Source organism: Pseudomonas sp. FYR_5 (assembly GCF_043106315.1).
GTDB lineage: Bacteria > Pseudomonadota > Gammaproteobacteria > Pseudomonadales > Pseudomonadaceae > Aquipseudomonas > Aquipseudomonas putida_Y.
Genome location: NZ_JBICMK010000122.1, coordinates 1 through 14708 on the forward strand (window position 1 = coordinate 1; position 14708 = coordinate 14708).

The following is a 14708-nucleotide window of genomic DNA, read 5'->3' on the forward strand; positions in this document are numbered from 1 at the left end:
TGTAAAGGCGGCATGATCTTCATACAGGCTTGGGTACGGAACGTGAGAACCTTGTTCCAGATGCAAAGGAAAATGACAAATGGCTAAAACCATGAGGAAGAATACCAATGCTGGAATAAGGGGCGGAGCCTCCTGTAGTAGTGATGAAGGCTTTGTAATGAAGCTGGAGCGAAGGGGAGGCGTTATCCTGTCAACGAACGCCGCCAACCTCAGGGGATGAGCGGTGTGAGTTCGAACAAACCTTACAACATAGCGAAGCGCGTGATATGGGAGGCCTATCAGCAGGTCAGAACCAACCGGGGAACTGCTGGAATCGACGATGAGACCATTGCCGATTTTGAGCGGAACCTGCCGAAGAATCTTTACAAGCTATGGAATCGAATGTCGTCGGGGTCTTATTTCCCGCCGCCGGTCAAGGCTGTTGAGATACCGAAGGCATCGGGGGGTATACGCAGGTTGGGAGTGCCGACGGTCAGCGACCGTATCGCACAAACTGTAGTCAAACTCCTCATCGAGCCAAAGCTGGATGCGCTTTTCCATCCGGACTCATATGGATACCGACCAGGACGTTCAGCCAAACAGGCCATAGCGATCACACGCGAACGCTGCTGGCGATACGACTGGGTGGTGGAGTTTGATATCAAGGCGGCTTTCGATCACATTGATCATGAACTGCTGATGAAAGCGGTGCGAACCCATATCAAAGAGGATTGGATACTGCTGTACATCGAACGATGGCTGGTTGCTCCATTCTAGGCAGCAGATGGCGTTCGCATTCAACGCGAACGTGGCACCCCGCAAGGCGGCGTGATCAGTCCCATGTTGATGAATCTGTTCATGCATTACGCCTTTGACGCATGGATGCAACGAAATAGCCCAAACTGTCCTTTTGCCCGGTATGCCGATGATGCGGTAGTGCATTGTCGTAGCCAGAGGCAAGCAGAACACGTGATGCGTTCAATCGCTTCACGTCTAGCGGTTTGTGGCCTCACGATGCATCCCGAGAAATCGAAAATCGTGTACTGCAAGGACAGCAATCGACGCGCAGGGTATCCGCATGTGAGCTTTACCTTCCTTGGTTTCACTTTTAGACCTAGGAAGGCAATCGGCCAGCAGAACAAGCTTTTCACCAGCTTCCTTCCGGGAGTCAGTGCGCAAGCGTTGAAGCGGATGCGGCGAGCAGTGCGCGAGTGGCGGGTCAGCCGCCAAACTCATGTGACGCTGGCTGCTGTGGCTCGGCTTTACAACCCAGTGATACAAGGTTGGTGGCAGTACTATGGCGCGTTCTATCGGACGGCCATGCTTGGTATCTTTCGACATATCGATAGCGCGCTCAAGCGTTGGGCCGGTCGTAAGTACAAAATACTTCACGGGCGCAAGCGGCGTATATCTAAATGGTTGGACACGGTGCATAAGGCTGCCCCTCGACTGTTTTATCACTGGCAAGTAACCGAGCAACAGGTTGGATAACGGGAGCCGTATGACGCGAGAGTGTCACGTACGGTTCTGCGAGCGGCTACGGGGGCAGTTCCTGTGGCCGACTCACCATTTCGGCATGAAGGCCCACATCGGCGCGGATGCTGAATCGGGTCTGGTGCATCACGTTCATGGCACTGCCGCGAACGTAGCTGACGTGACGGAGGTCGCTCAGCTATTGCATGGCGAAGAGAATGTCGTGTGTGCGGATGCGGGTTACACAGGCGTGGAAAAGCGGCCAGAACACGAGGGACGGCAGGTGATATGGCAGGTCGCTGCCCGCCGCAGCACCTACAAACACTTGAGCAAACGCAGCGTGCTCTACCAAGCCAAGCGCAAGATCGAAAAGGCCAAGGCGCAAGTGCGTGCGAAGGTGGAGCACCCGTTCCGGGTGATCAAACGCCAGTCCGGCTATGTAAAGACTCGTTTTCGCGGCTTGGCCAAGAACACGGCGCAACTGACCACGCTGTTTGCCCTGTCGAATCTGTGGATGGTGCGCCGGCAATTATTGCCTGCTGCGGGAGAGGTGCGCCCGTGAGTCCAGATAACCAAGGCTTTGCCTTGGTTATCCAATAATCAGCGACTGAAAAGCGGGCTTTTCGGCATCCCTAAGCCGCCCATTTCCGACTGATGAGCAACTTGTTCGGAGTTTCCCTAGTGGCAATAGTACCACCGTAGCTTGCTGCTATCCCTCCCCCGGCGACACGGCCTGTCAAGGAAGATCCATGGACGTATTTAGCTCTTCTACACTAATTATCGCGGCCAGCGGTACAGGCTTTTGTAGGAAATATCCCCTCGTTACGTTACCACGTCAGGTTTCGATTCGGGGCAAGTCGTATCGGCATGAAGTCATAGATAATGCGACAGCATCAGTGCAATGAACAAGGTGATGTGAATAACCCATAGGGTTAGCAAAATGCGCTTTTCGCGGAGGGGGAAATTTTTTATTTCCTCAATATCAGCGTAACCCCTGTAAATGAAGATTTTGGGTAGGGCCAACAGTGTTGCAATCTGACCGGTTCTTATTGTTTTGCCCAAGAGTCCGGCGTGCTGGTAATTTTTGATGTTGTCAGATACGAGGCGAGAGGTGGGCAGGAAAGATTCAAAATGCGCGGTGTATTTGTGTGAAATAATAATTTGCGCGCTAGCGGCAATTAGCATTGCTGTAATCAGGATCAGCGCGATCAGTCCTGGCTCTATGTTAGTCATTTTGAGAGCTCGTGATACAAAAAGTCACCTAATACCTCGCCTTTTTCTCCTGCGAAATCACCGGCTAACTTCGCCCCGGCAGCGCCACCGATGACCGCGCAGGTGAGTGCCCCTAGTCCGGCAGTCCCTACTCCTAGTGCCGCACATACTGCGGGTGCAACAATACTCCCTCCTAGGTAACCGCCTACAGCGCTACCAGCCAGACCTCCAGCTAATGATGCAGAGTTTACATATGCAGCTCGCTGGCATTCGCTTTCTCTGCCCAGAATACAAGCCTGGCGAATCTCTAGCCCCGTCGCTGCTACGTCAAGCGCTATGCCAATATAGGTTCCTTTTTTGATCAGGTTGGCAGCCTTGCCCACCCCGGCAACCTTATCCGCATACCCCGCAATTTCACCTGTGTGCAAATAGCTTTTCGTAGAAATGGCCAGTGTCCTCTTGATCGATCCCTTGTTGCGCAATCCAGCGCCGAACCCCGCCAGCTGGCCCAACTGTTCGTCAAGTTTCGAGAACAGTGCCGCACGCTTGGCATAAAACTGGTCGCGGGCATTGAGCGTCCCTGAGCCCAGATGCTCCCTGTGCAATTTCTCGATTTCCAGCAATGTGCCCTCAATTGCTTTCAGATGCTTGCTCCAGCCATCGCTAACCACGCCTGCACCCATTGACGCGTGGGCGAGCAAGCTCTTCAACAGTTCGAAGTTCTCCAGAAAAAACTCATCGGCACCTTGCCCGCTGCGCATCAGCCCCATATGGGTCACGGCAGCTTTCGACATCAGATACGCCTCCTGACTGGTGCAGGAAGGCGTGGACCAGTCACCGACGATCACCAGTTCGCCGCCTCTGACCACGCTGTTGAAAATGTGCGAATTGAGGATGTCAAACTTGCTGGCCGAGTGCCGGGTCAGCGCGAGACCGGCCTTGAGCGTGTGGTAGTTTTGCATCCGGGGGTTGATGAACGCACGGGCTTCAGACATGGCGACCCCTCATGCGTACTTCTTGTTACCGATCCGGTCCCACCCGCCAGCAATGTTGCCGCCGCCGGAGCCGTCGGTGCGTTTTTGCTGGGTATAGGTGGTCTTGATTCGGCCGTAGTCGAGCTGAACCACCTCGATCGGCACGCCATCGGCGGCGCTCTGGGTGTAGTCGGCGATGATCACTTCTTCGAGAATGATTTCGTAATACTTGAGCTTGTCGCCGCCCGCGCGGCACAGCGCGAGTTTCACTTCCTTGAAATGCTGGCCTGCACAACTGGCCTCCATCAGTTTGCAACTGGCGCTGTCGAGAAACTTAGTGAAGGTGAAGTTGCTGGCTGCGGTGCGGCCAGAGCTGGCGCCGCCGGCGGAGCTTGCGGTGGCGGAGGTGCTTTGGCTTACACCGAAGTCATAACCGGTCACTTCAATCCACTTGCTGTACTTTTCGTCCAAGGCTTCGCCTGGGATATCGCTGATTTGCAAATACGCGTCAAAAGCCATGTTTACCGCTCCTTGGCAAGAATGTGGGTACGGAATATTGATGTGACGACGGGACTTACCCCGTCAGTGATTGGCAAGGCTAGGCGCGGAAAGGGGGGAGGGCAACAGCTGGGCATATATTTGGGAAATGGACTACAAGCTAGTGGATAAGTCCTCTGGAAATATTTAGGAGTTTTCTCGCTTTGGTCGGCTTAGTTGGCCTGGACGATATTGAAACTGGCCGGCCAATTTCGCGACCAGCAGGCTATCGATCGTGTCTTTATTGAATGAACCATGCATTACGGTTTTTCCAATTTGCTCTTGCTCTTGCTCTTGCTCTTGCTCTTGCTCTTGCTCTTGCTCTTGCTCTTGCTCTTGCTCTTGCTCTTGCTTTTGCTTCTAAGCGCGCGATAGTTCAGGCGACGCAGATTGCGACTTCAGGAGGCCGAGCGCAGGGCTTGCGGAGGGAGGTGACGGGCATGGATGCCCGTCAAGCGCTGGGCCCCAGGATGGGGCCTGCAGCGCGGTCCTCCCGTGAGCAAGTCCGGAGCGAGGGGACCCCGGAGCGCAGCGTAGGGGCCGGATGATGGGAGCCGACGGTTTTGGTTACTTTGGCCACGACCAAAGTAACCCGCCGGAAGGGCGGAAAGGTGACTACGCGCCACCTTCGCGAATGAATACCTACTTGATGTGGATGCTCACATCCAAGAAGCAAGAAGCAAGAAGCAAGAAGCAAGAAGCAAGAAGCAAGAAGCGAAGTGGTCTGTTTTGACTCGGCGAACCGTCATTTGCGATGGCGACGCTGACTCACCTTTTCGCAAAAGGCTTAAGGCAGTTAGCTCTGTAGCCAGCTTCTTGGCGTCCGTTGTCACGGGGCAAGCCCACCAAAAAACGCTGCGCTCCCATCATCCGCCCCCTGCGCTGCGCTCCGGGGTCCCCTCTCTCCGGCCTCCTGAAGTCGCGAAGATCAAAAGCGGGAGTGAAACCTGAAATCGACGCTGATGCTCGGCCGCGAGCGGCGATAGCCGCAGGACTATCAGCACAATAGCGAACGGTGGTTGTCCTGAAACCTGCGAAAGAGGACAATTATCGGCTTCCCGTCACAACCAGCGACCTTGCATGGCCTTTCTTGCACTTGGTATCAACCATAAGACTGCCTCGGTAGACGTACGCGAGCGCGTGGCGTTTACCCCAGAGCAGCTGGTAGACGCCCTGCAGCAGCTCTGCCGACTGACGTCCAGCCGCGAGGCGGCGATCCTGTCGACCTGCAACCGCAGTGAGCTTTATATAGAGCAGGACCACCTGTCCGCCGACGCCGTGCTGCAGTGGCTGGCCGACTATCACCGCCTCAGCCTCGACGAGCTGCGCGCCAGCGCCTACGTGCATGAAGAGCACGACGCCGTGAAGCACATGATGCGTGTGGCTTCGGGCCTGGACTCGCTGGTTCTGGGCGAGCCTCAGATCCTGGGCCAGATGAAGTCCGCCTACGCCGTGGCCCGCGAAGCCGGTACCGTCGGGCCGTTGCTTGGGCGCCTGTTCCAGGCCACCTTCAGCGCCGCCAAGCAGGTGCGTACCGATACGGCCATCGGTGAAAACCCGGTTTCGGTTGCGTTCGCCGCGGTCAGCCTGGCCAAGCAGATTTTCGCCGACCTGGGCCGCAGCCAGGCCCTGCTGATCGGTGCCGGCGAAACCATCACCCTGGTCGCCCGCCACCTGCACGAGCAGGGCGTACGCCGTATCGTGGTGGCCAACCGCACCCTGGAGCGCGCCAGCATCCTGGCCGAGCAGTTCGGTGCGCATGCCGTGCTGCTGGCAGACATTCCACAGGAACTGGCCAACAGTGACATCGTGATCAGTTCCACCGCCAGTCAGTTGCCGATTCTGGGCAAGGGCGCGGTCGAGAGTGCACTGAAACAGCGCCGACACAAGCCGATTTTCATGGTCGACATCGCTGTACCTCGCGATATCGAAACCGAAGTCGGCGAGCTGGATGATGTCTACCTGTACACCGTCGACGACCTGCACGATGTAGTGGCAGAAAACCTCAAGAGCCGCCAGGGTGCGGCTCAGGCGGCCGAAGAGCTGGTATCCGTGGGCGCCGAAGACTTCATGCTGCGCCTGCGCGAACTGGCTGCGGTGGACGTGCTCAGGGCCTATCGCCAGCAAAGTGAGCGCCTTCGCGACGAAGAACTGCAAAAGGCCCTGCGCCTGCTGGCCAATGGCGGCAACCCCGAAGACGTGCTGGCCCAACTGGCCCGGGGCCTGACCAACAAACTCCTGCATGCGCCCAGCGTGCAGCTGAAAAAGCTCTCGGCCGAGGGCCGCCTCGATGCGCTGGCCATGGCCCAGGAACTCTTTGCCCTCAACGAGGGCTCCACGGACAAATCCCCGCAATGAAAGCGTCGCTGCTGAACAAACTGGAAATCCTCCAGGACCGTTTTGAAGAACTCACCGCCCTGCTCGGTGACGCCGAGGTTATTTCCGACCAGACGCGTTTTCGCGCCTACTCACGTGAGTATGCCGAGGTCGAGCCGGTTTACGCTGCCTATAAAGAGTGGCGTAAAGTCCAGGACGACCTCGAAGGCGCCCAGGCGCTGCTCAAGGACAGTGACCCGGACCTGCGTGAAATGGCCGTGGAAGAGGTGCGTGAAGCCAAGGAGCAACTGCTGACGCTGGAGGCGCAACTGCAGCGCATGCTGCTGCCCAAAGACCCCAACGACGGCCGCAACGTGTTTCTCGAAATCCGCGCCGGTACGGGTGGCGACGAGGCAGCCATCTTCTCTGGTGACCTGTTCCGCATGTACTCGCGCTACGCCGAAAAGCGCGGCTGGCGCCTGGAGATCTTGTCCGAGAACGAAGGCGAGCACGGCGGCTACAAGGAAATCATTGCCCGCGTCGAGGGCGAGAACGTCTACGGCAAGCTCAAGTTCGAGTCCGGTGCGCACCGGGTTCAGCGTGTGCCCGAGACCGAGTCCCAAGGCCGTGTCCACACTTCCGCATGCACGGTGGCGGTGCTACCCGAGCCGGACGAGCAGGCTGCCATCGAAATCAACCCGGCCGACCTGCGCGTGGATACCTACCGTGCCTCCGGTGCCGGCGGCCAGCACGTCAACAAGACCGACTCGGCGATCCGCATCACCCACTTGCCCACCGGTATCGTGGTCGAATGCCAGGAGGAGCGCTCGCAGCACAAGAACCGCGCCCGTGCCATGTCCTGGCTGTCGGCCAAGCTGAACGACATGCAGACCAGTGCCGCGCAGAACGCCATTGCCAGTGAGCGCAAGCTGTTGGTGGGTTCCGGTGACCGCTCCGAGCGCATCCGCACCTACAATTACCCACAGGGCCGGGTGACCGATCACCGCATCAACCTGACCTTGTATTCGCTGGACGACATCCTCAGCGGTGGCGTAGACGCGGTGATCGAACCGCTGCTGGCCGAATACCAGGCCGATCAACTGGCCGCCTTGGGGGACTGATGACTGTCATCGCCAGCCTGTTGCGCAACGCGCAGTTGCCCGAATCGCCCACTGAGCGCCTGGATGCCGAACTGCTGCTGGCTGCGGCCATCGGTAAATCGCGCAGCTACCTGCATACCTGGCCCGAGCGTATTGTCAGCAGCGAAGATGCCGAGACCTATGCCGGCTACCTGAAGCGCCGCCGGGGCGGCGAGCCAGTGGCCTATATCCTTGGGCTGCAGGGCTTCTGGAAGATCGACCTGGAGGTTGCCCCGCATACCCTGATCCCGCGGCCGGATACCGAGCTGCTGGTCGAGACGGCCCTTGAGCTGCAACCCGCTTCGCCAGCCAAGGTTCTCGACCTGGGTACCGGTACGGGTGCCATCGCTCTGGCGCTGGCCAGCGAGCGCCCGGCCTGGCAGGTGACAGCGGTTGACCGGGTGGAGGAGGCTGCCGCCCTCGCCGAGCGCAACCGCCAGCGGTTAGGCCTGGCCAACGCTCGGGTAAGGCTAAGCCACTGGTTCGACAGCCTGGCCGGGGAGCGTTTTGACCTCATTGTCAGCAACCCGCCCTACATCGCCGCTGAAGACCCGCACCTTGTGGCCGGCGACGTGCGCTTCGAACCCAGCAGTGCCCTGGTGGCCGGTGCCGATGGCCTGGACGACCTTCGTGTGATCGCCACCCAGGCCCCAGCGCACCTGTTGCCAGGTGGCTGGCTACTGCTGGAACATGGCTACGATCAGGCGGCAGCGGTACGCGCTCTGCTGGCTGAACATGGCTTTATCGAGGTGGCCAGCCGCACGGACCTGGGCGGCCATGAACGCATTACCCTGGGGCGACTGCCATGCTGAGTGATCAGGAACTGCTGCGTTACAGCCGCCAGGTGCTGCTGGCTCAGATCGACATCGATGGCCAACTGCGGCTCAAGCAGAGCAAAGCGCTGATTGTCGGGCTGGGTGGCTTGGGCTCGCCAGTGGCCCTTTACCTGGCCGCGGCCGGAGTGGGTGAGCTGCACCTGGCCGACTTCGACACCGTCGACCTGACCAACCTGCAACGCCAGGTAATCCACGACAGTGCCAGCGTCGGCATGAGCAAGGTCGACTCGGCCTTGCAGCGCTTGCAGGCAATCAACCCGGAAGTCAGCCTGGTTGCTCACCGCCAGGCACTGGACGAGGACTCGCTGGCGGCTGCGGTGGCGGTGGTCGACCTGGTGCTGGACTGCTCCGACAATTTCTCAACCCGCGAGGCGGTCAACGCTGCCTGTTTCGCCGCTGGCAAGCCGCTGGTCAGCGGTGCGGCCATCCGTCTGGAAGGTCAACTGTCGGTGTTCGACCCGCGGCGCGACTACAGCCCGTGCTACCACTGCCTGTACGGGCATGGTAGCGAAGCTGAACTGACGTGCAGCGAAGCTGGCGTCATTGGCCCTCTGGTGGGGCTGGTGGGTAGCCTGCAGGCGCTGGAGGCGATGAAGCTGCTGGCTGGCTTCGGTGAGCCGTTGGTCGGCCGCTTGCTGTTGATCGATGCCCTCGGCACCCGTATCCGCGAGCTTCGTGTCAAGCGCGACCCGGCTTGCACGGTCTGTGGCAAGCGCGATGGCTGAGCGCTCGGCGCCGGTCGGCGTCATGGACTCGGGGGTTGGCGGTTTGTCGGTGCTGGCCGAGATCCAGCGCTTGCTGCCCAACGAGACGTTGCTGTATGTGGCCGACTGCGGGCATATACCCTACGGTGAGAAGTCGGCGGACTATATCCGCGAGCGCTGCCGGCACATTGCCGGGTTCTTCCATGAACAAGGCGCAAAGGCCATGGTGTTGGCCTGCAACACCGCCACGGTTGCGGCAGTGGCCGACCTGCGTGAGCTGTATCCGACCTGGCCGTTGGTGGGCATGGAGCCGGCCGTGAAGCCTGCTGCGGCCGCCACCCGCTCGGGCGTGGTCGGTGTGCTGGCTACTACCGGTACCCTGCAGAGTGCCAAGTTCGCAGCCTTGCTCGACCGCTTCGCCAACGACGTACAGGTTATTACCCAGCCTTGCCCGGGGCTGGTCGAGCTGATCGAAACCGGTGACCTTGCAAGTCCGGCGTTGCGCCAGATGCTGCAAGGTTACGTGCAGCCGCTGCTGGCAGCAGGGTGCGATACGCTGATCCTCGGCTGCACCCATTACCCTTTCCTTCGCCCATTGCTGTCCGGCATGGTGCCGGACGACGTGGCGATTATCGACACCGGTGCGGCCGTGGCGCGTCAATTGCGACGACTGCTGGGTGGCAATGATCTGTTGGCCGAAGGCCCAGCCGGCGCTGCACGCTTCTGGACAAGCGCTGATCCCGAAACCTTAAGAAAAATCCTACCTGTGCTGTGGCATAAGTCCGACGATGTGCAAAGCTTTGCGTTGTGAAAAAAACGTGAAGAACGGCTGAACTATCGTTCCACTTCTGCTTTCTACCGCTTTGCCTGAGATGAGGCGGACACTAACAACAGCATCAGGAAGGATGTTTCTTATGAGGAAACTGCTCGGCTTGGCAGCGGCTGCTGCCTTTGTTATGGGTCAAGCGATGTCGGCACAAGCTGCCGACGCTTCGTTTTCGGTGGGGCAGACCGGTGATTCGACCATGGTATATCGTCTGGGGTTGCAATCGAACTGGGACGCGAGCTGGTGGCAGACCAGCGTTGGCCGGCTGACCGGCTATTGGGATGGGGCCTACACCTACTGGGATGGCGACGAGACCGCGAGCAATCACAGCCTGTCCTTCGCACCAGTGTTCGTCTATGAATTTGCCGGGGAGTCGGTGAAGCCTTACATCGAAGCGGGGATCGGGGTGGCGGCATTCTCCAGCACCGAGCTGGAAAGCAACGAGCTGGGTTCGGCTTTCCAGTTCGAGGACCGCATCGGCTTTGGTTTGCGCTTTGCCGGCGGGCATGAGATTGGGGTGCGGGCGATTCACTACTCGAACGCCGGCATCAAAGAGCCCAATGATGGCGTAGAAAGCTACAGCCTGCATTACCGAATGGCGCTCTGAGTTCACCAGCATTCACCCCTTCGCGGGCAATGCCCGCGAAGACGGTAGTGCTGATTTCAGGTGTTAGCGCGTCAGCGGCCACAGGCTACTGACGTCCAGAGTCTCCAGAATCAGTTCCGGCTCTCGCTGAGGCCACCGCCGCAATAACTCCTCAGCGGCACTGCCGGGCGTCCACGCCTCCGGTATCGCCTGTGCCGACGTTACCGTTACCTTCAGCGATTGTGGCCCAACAATGGTCAGTGCTACCCCTTGCTCCTCAAGGGCCTTGCGCTGCTCACGCAGCCATTGCGGCAAGTTGTTCCAGCCCGCAGTCACCTGTGTCGGTGCAAACAGTTGCAATGCCGAATAGCGATTGAAAAGCGCCATCACCTGGGGCGACTTCCCCTTTGCCAGCAACGGCAGCGCTTTGCTCAGGCAATGCTCTGCGGCCAGCTGGTTGGTGGTGACGATCGCTTCGATCAGCTCACTGTCACTGACATTGTCTGGCAGGTAATCGGTGGTGCCGGTGTTGAGGATCAGCCCGTCCAGCGAACACCAGGCATGGCAAATCTGTTGGCACGCATCGGTGACGTGTTGTTCTTCATGCAACTGCCACGGCAAACGCAACAATTGGCTGCCGTAGCGTGACCCCAAATCATCCAGTGCATCGCTATCCTTGCCACTCGCGGCAACGCGATGTCCTTCATCGAGCATCCGCTCCACCAAAGCCAAGCCAAGTCCGTTGCTTGCGCCTGTAACCCAAAAACTACGCGAGTTAATCAAGACGTTATCCCCTGATTCTGCCGGCGTGGCAGCCCTTTGAATGCTTCCAGGGCCCGCTGGCGACTGCTGCTGAGATCTACGATTGGACTTAGGTACGAAGTATTACCGAAAAGGTCCGTCGATTTAATGGGGTGATGGATGGCTTTTTCATCGAGCTCCCGTAGTTCCGGTACCCAGTGCCGAATGAACTGCCCCTGTGGATCGAAGCGCTGCGACTGTGAAACCGGATTGAAGATGCGGAAATAGGGCACCGCGTCGGTGCCGGTGGACGCACTCCACTGCCAACCCCCGTTGTTGGCGGCCAGGTCGCCGTCTATCAGGTGGCGCATGAAGTGCCGCTCGCCTTTGCGCCAGTCAATCAGCAGGTTCTTGCTGAGGAACATGGCCACGACCATGCGCAAGCGGTTGTGCATCCACCCGGTGTGCAGCAGTTGGCGCATGGCGGCATCGATGATCGGGAAGCCGGTGCGGCCCTGCTCCCAGGCCTCCAGGTCTGCCGGAGCGTCACGCCAGGGCAGGGCTTCGGTCTGGGCGCGGAAGGCACGATGGCGCGAGACCTGTGGATAACCGCTGAGGATGTGCTTGTAGAACTCGCGCCAGAGTAGCTCGTTGATCCAGGTCTGCACGCCCGTGCTACCACTGTCGAACTCGCCCCGGTTGCCGGCCAGTGCACCGTGCAAGCATTGGCGGGGCGAAATCACGCCGGCGGCCAGGTAGGGGGAAAGCTGGCTGGTGCCGGGCTTGGCAGGTATGTCGCGCAAGTGGTGGTAGTCGTCGATGGTTTCGTCGAGGAAGCGTGACAGACGGGACTGTGCCTCAGCTTCACCGGCTGGCCAGTGGTCGCGCAGTGCGTGCGTGGTTTTTCCGAAGCCCTCTACATATTGCGGGACCGGGTCGCTGTCGATGTTCAACGGTGCCTGGCGCTTCACCCGTCGTGCCAGGGCCGGCAGGCTGCGGTGCAGATGCTCCAGGCAGGTTCTCTTGAACTGGCTGAACACCTGGAAGTAATCGCCACTGCGAGTCAGTAGGGTGCCCGGACGGAAGAACAGCTGGTCGAGGTAACTGTGCGCCTGGATGCCCGACTTTTCCAGCAGTGCCCGGGTGGCATCATCCCGGCGCTGCTCATTGATGCCGTACTCCTCGTTCCAGTGCACGCTTTGCACCTGATGTTGGCGGCAGACATCGAGCACCGCCTGTGGCGCCTGGTCCCAAGTCTCAATTCTACGGATCAGCAGGGGTATGTTCAGCTTTTCCAGTGATTGGCGCAGGTCATGCAGGTTACGCAGCCAGAAGTCGACTTTGCAGTCGGCATCATCATGGGCTTGCCATTGTCCGGGGCTGACCAGCCACAGGGCGATGGTCGGGCCGCGCTCGGTGGAGGCGCTGAGTGCAGTGTTGTCATCGATACGCAGGTCGCTGCGCAGCCAGGTCAGGTGCATGGGGGATTTATCTCTACAGGCTGTCGATCAAGGGCTTGAAGCGCGCGCAATGCCGCCTGCGGGGTGTCGAACAGGAAAAGGTCGGGCAGCTCAAAAGCCTTCAAGCGGGCTTCATGCAGCGCTAGCGTGGTACCGCCCAGTAGTTTGGGGACCGGCAAGCCTTGCAGGGTGCGCTGCAACGCCTTGTCGTCGATGCGTGGCCCCAGGTGCAGGAGCAAGGCGCGTGGTTTCAGCGCGTTGACGGCGCTTAGCAACTGCGAGCCTGCGACGGGCTGCTCGAGCACCTCCACCGGGAAGCCGTTGCTGGTAAGCAGCCAGGCGCACAACCATAGGCCTGGGCTGAAGGTGCGTTCGCTGTCTTCGGCCAGCAATACTGCAGGACCTTGCAGCAGCTGGTTGTCGTGGTACACGCGGGCACCGAGCTTGCTGCGCAGCCAACTGTGAAAAAACACCTGCTCCAGCCGAGCGTTGAAGTAATTGCGCCAGCGCAGGTCGAGCATGTCGAGTAGCGGCAGCAGCAATTGCTCGCACAGGGTGACTGCCGGGTACAGCGCCATGGCCTGGTTGAGTTGCTGGTCGAGGGCGCGCTGTGAAAGGCAGGCGATGGCTTCGATCAGCTGGAATTGCCGGGCTTGCCAGTCACCCTTCGGTGGGGTGCTGGTGGGTTTGTCGAGCAACTCGCGGACTTGGCCGACCGACGCGCCACGCTGCAGCCAGGCCAGGACGGCCTCGACGCGTTCGACCTGCTCAAGTGGGTACAGGCGATGCCCCTTGGCGGTGCGCTGTGGTTTGAGCAACCCATAACGGCGTTCCCAGGCGCGCAGGGTGACCGGGTTCACGCCAGTGCGACGGGCCAGTTCGCCGATGGGCAGCAAGTCCTCAGACCGCATTGCGCAAGCCCAGGCTCTCGGGGTGAGGCTGCAGGTAGGCTTGTTGCTGCAGGTAGGGGTCTGGGTGCTTGCGCAAATGGTGTTTGAGCAAGGTCAGTGGCACTACCAGTGGTACCACGCCTTGTTGGTATTGGCCGATGACTGCCTGCAACTCGGCCTTGTCCTGCTGCGTCAGGGCATCCTTGAAGTAACCGCTCAGGTGCTGCAGCACGTTGCTGTGGGTGCCGCGGCTGGCGCAGCGGCGCAGGGCCTGCATCAGCTGGCTGAAATAGCGCTGGCCGATGCTCTGTGGTTCGTCATCCTTGCTCATGCTGCCAAGCAGGCGGCCGAGGGTGCGATAGGCCTGAGGGTTGTTGGCCATCAGCAAATACTTGTAGCGCGAATGGAAGCGCACCAGAGCGCCACGGTTCAGGCCCTCGGCCAGCAGGCGCTGCCAGTCGGCGTAGGCGTAAACGCGGCTTATGAAATTCTCGCGCAGCACAGGGTCATGCAGGCGGCCTTCTTCTTCAACTGGCAGGTCCGGACGCAATGCGCAGAAAGCCTGGGCATAGACGCCACGGCCGCCATGCACGGCCGGGTGGCCATTGTCCTGATAAACCTTTACCCGTTCCAGGCCGCAAGAAGGAGACTTCTGCATGAAGATGTAGCCACAGATGTCGTCAAGTTCGTCGGCCATCTGCTCGCCATAGGTGCGCAGCGGGTCGGTCAGGTCTTTGCCGGGGTCACGGGTGCCGACCACTTCGGGCTGCTCGGGGTTGCCGACCAGCCGAATCGGGTCGCGCGGAACGCCCAGGCCGATTGCCACTTCCGGACACACGGGTAACCAGTCGAAGTGATGCTCCAGCTGTTTACGGCACAGGTCGGAGGCCTTGTGGCCGCCGTTATAGCGCACGCTGTGCCCGGTCAGGCAGGCGCTGATGGCGATACGCGGCTTGCTGTGGGCTGAAGGGTCGTGCATGGCTGCCTCCGAAAATAAACCTGTACGCGACTAAAAACTTGTACAGGTTTATTTCA

13 protein-coding genes and 2 pseudogenes are annotated in these 14708 nt (G+C 59.7%); 8 read left to right on the plus strand and 7 right to left on the minus strand.

Going from position 1 to position 14708, the window contains the following annotated elements; translation table 11 throughout:
* The first annotated feature begins 216 nt into the window (after positions 1-216).
* Positions 217-1484: pseudogene (gene ltrA, locus ACF8RA_RS24790) on the plus strand (group II intron reverse transcriptase/maturase).
* Between the two features lie 59 nt (positions 1485-1543).
* Positions 1544-2014: pseudogene (locus tag ACF8RA_RS24795) on the plus strand (IS5-like element IS2000 family transposase); the annotation flags it as partial.
* Positions 2015-2325: 311 nt separating this feature from the next.
* Here the strand turns inward: ACF8RA_RS24795 and ACF8RA_RS24800 are convergent.
* Genes ACF8RA_RS24800 through ACF8RA_RS24810 form a run of 3 tightly spaced genes read right to left on the minus strand, consistent with a single transcriptional unit; the run spans position 2326 to position 4157 of the window.
* Positions 2326-2685 carry a hypothetical protein gene (locus ACF8RA_RS24800; protein ID WP_392519670.1) on the minus strand — a complete coding sequence of 120 codons (360 nt, stop codon included), beginning with the start codon at positions 2683-2685 and terminating at the stop codon, positions 2326-2328.
* Complete coding sequence (locus ACF8RA_RS24805; protein WP_176684962.1) at positions 2682-3659, minus strand: hypothetical protein; 978 nt, start codon at positions 3657-3659, stop codon at positions 2682-2684. The genes ACF8RA_RS24800 and ACF8RA_RS24805 overlap by 4 nt, the downstream gene beginning before the upstream one ends.
* Positions 3660-3668: 9 nt before the next feature.
* On the minus strand, positions 3669-4157 hold the full coding sequence (locus ACF8RA_RS24810; RefSeq protein ID WP_021784766.1) for a type VI secretion system tube protein Hcp: 489 nt from the start codon (positions 4155-4157) through the stop codon (positions 3669-3671).
* Positions 4158-5255: 1098 nt separating this feature from the next.
* Between ACF8RA_RS24810 and hemA the strand changes: the two genes are divergently transcribed.
* The 6 genes from hemA to ACF8RA_RS24840 all read left to right on the plus strand — a co-directional run bounded on the left by hemA (position 5256) and on the right by ACF8RA_RS24840 (position 10603).
* Complete coding sequence (hemA, locus tag ACF8RA_RS24815; RefSeq protein ID WP_176684964.1) at positions 5256-6533, plus strand: glutamyl-tRNA reductase; 1278 nt, start codon at positions 5256-5258, stop codon at positions 6531-6533.
* Entirely contained in the window at positions 6530-7612 is a 1083-nt protein-coding gene (prfA, locus tag ACF8RA_RS24820) for a peptide chain release factor 1 (protein WP_003247392.1), read from the plus strand. The genes hemA and prfA overlap by 4 nt, the downstream gene beginning before the upstream one ends.
* A complete protein-coding gene (gene prmC / locus ACF8RA_RS24825) occupies positions 7612-8442 on the plus strand; it encodes a peptide chain release factor N(5)-glutamine methyltransferase (protein WP_176684965.1) in 831 nt (276 codons plus the stop codon). Before prfA ends, prmC begins: the two co-directional genes overlap by 1 nt.
* Positions 8436-9191: a molybdopterin-synthase adenylyltransferase MoeB gene (locus ACF8RA_RS24830; protein WP_392514177.1), complete on the plus strand. Its 756-nt coding sequence runs from the start codon at positions 8436-8438 to the stop codon at positions 9189-9191. Before prmC ends, ACF8RA_RS24830 begins: the two co-directional genes overlap by 7 nt.
* A complete protein-coding gene (murI, locus tag ACF8RA_RS24835; RefSeq protein WP_176684967.1) occupies positions 9184-9981 on the plus strand; it encodes a glutamate racemase in 798 nt (265 codons plus the stop codon). The genes ACF8RA_RS24830 and murI overlap by 8 nt, the downstream gene beginning before the upstream one ends.
* A 103-nt stretch (positions 9982-10084) precedes the next feature.
* Entirely contained in the window at positions 10085-10603 is a 519-nt protein-coding gene (locus ACF8RA_RS24840; protein ID WP_176684968.1) for an acyloxyacyl hydrolase, read from the plus strand.
* 63 nt (positions 10604-10666) lie between these two features.
* Here ACF8RA_RS24840 and ACF8RA_RS24845 read toward each other — a convergent pair whose 3' ends face one another.
* The 4 genes from ACF8RA_RS24845 to ACF8RA_RS24860 are packed head-to-tail and all read right to left on the minus strand — an operon-like array spanning position 10667 to position 14652.
* Positions 10667-11365: an SDR family NAD(P)-dependent oxidoreductase gene (locus tag ACF8RA_RS24845; protein WP_392514175.1), complete on the minus strand. Its 699-nt coding sequence runs from the start codon at positions 11363-11365 to the stop codon at positions 10667-10669.
* Positions 11362-12804: a deoxyribodipyrimidine photo-lyase gene (phrB, locus tag ACF8RA_RS24850; RefSeq protein ID WP_176684970.1), complete on the minus strand. Its 1443-nt coding sequence runs from the start codon at positions 12802-12804 to the stop codon at positions 11362-11364. Before phrB ends, ACF8RA_RS24845 begins: the two co-directional genes overlap by 4 nt.
* Positions 12795-13694: a MerR family transcriptional regulator gene (locus ACF8RA_RS24855; protein WP_176684971.1), complete on the minus strand. Its 900-nt coding sequence runs from the start codon at positions 13692-13694 to the stop codon at positions 12795-12797. The genes phrB and ACF8RA_RS24855 overlap by 10 nt, the downstream gene beginning before the upstream one ends.
* The gene (locus tag ACF8RA_RS24860; protein ID WP_176684972.1) at positions 13684-14652 is read right to left on the minus strand and encodes a DUF523 and DUF1722 domain-containing protein; all 969 of its coding nucleotides are present in this window, start codon (positions 14650-14652) and stop codon (positions 13684-13686) included. The genes ACF8RA_RS24855 and ACF8RA_RS24860 overlap by 11 nt, the downstream gene beginning before the upstream one ends.
* Positions 14653-14708 lie beyond the last annotated feature (56 nt).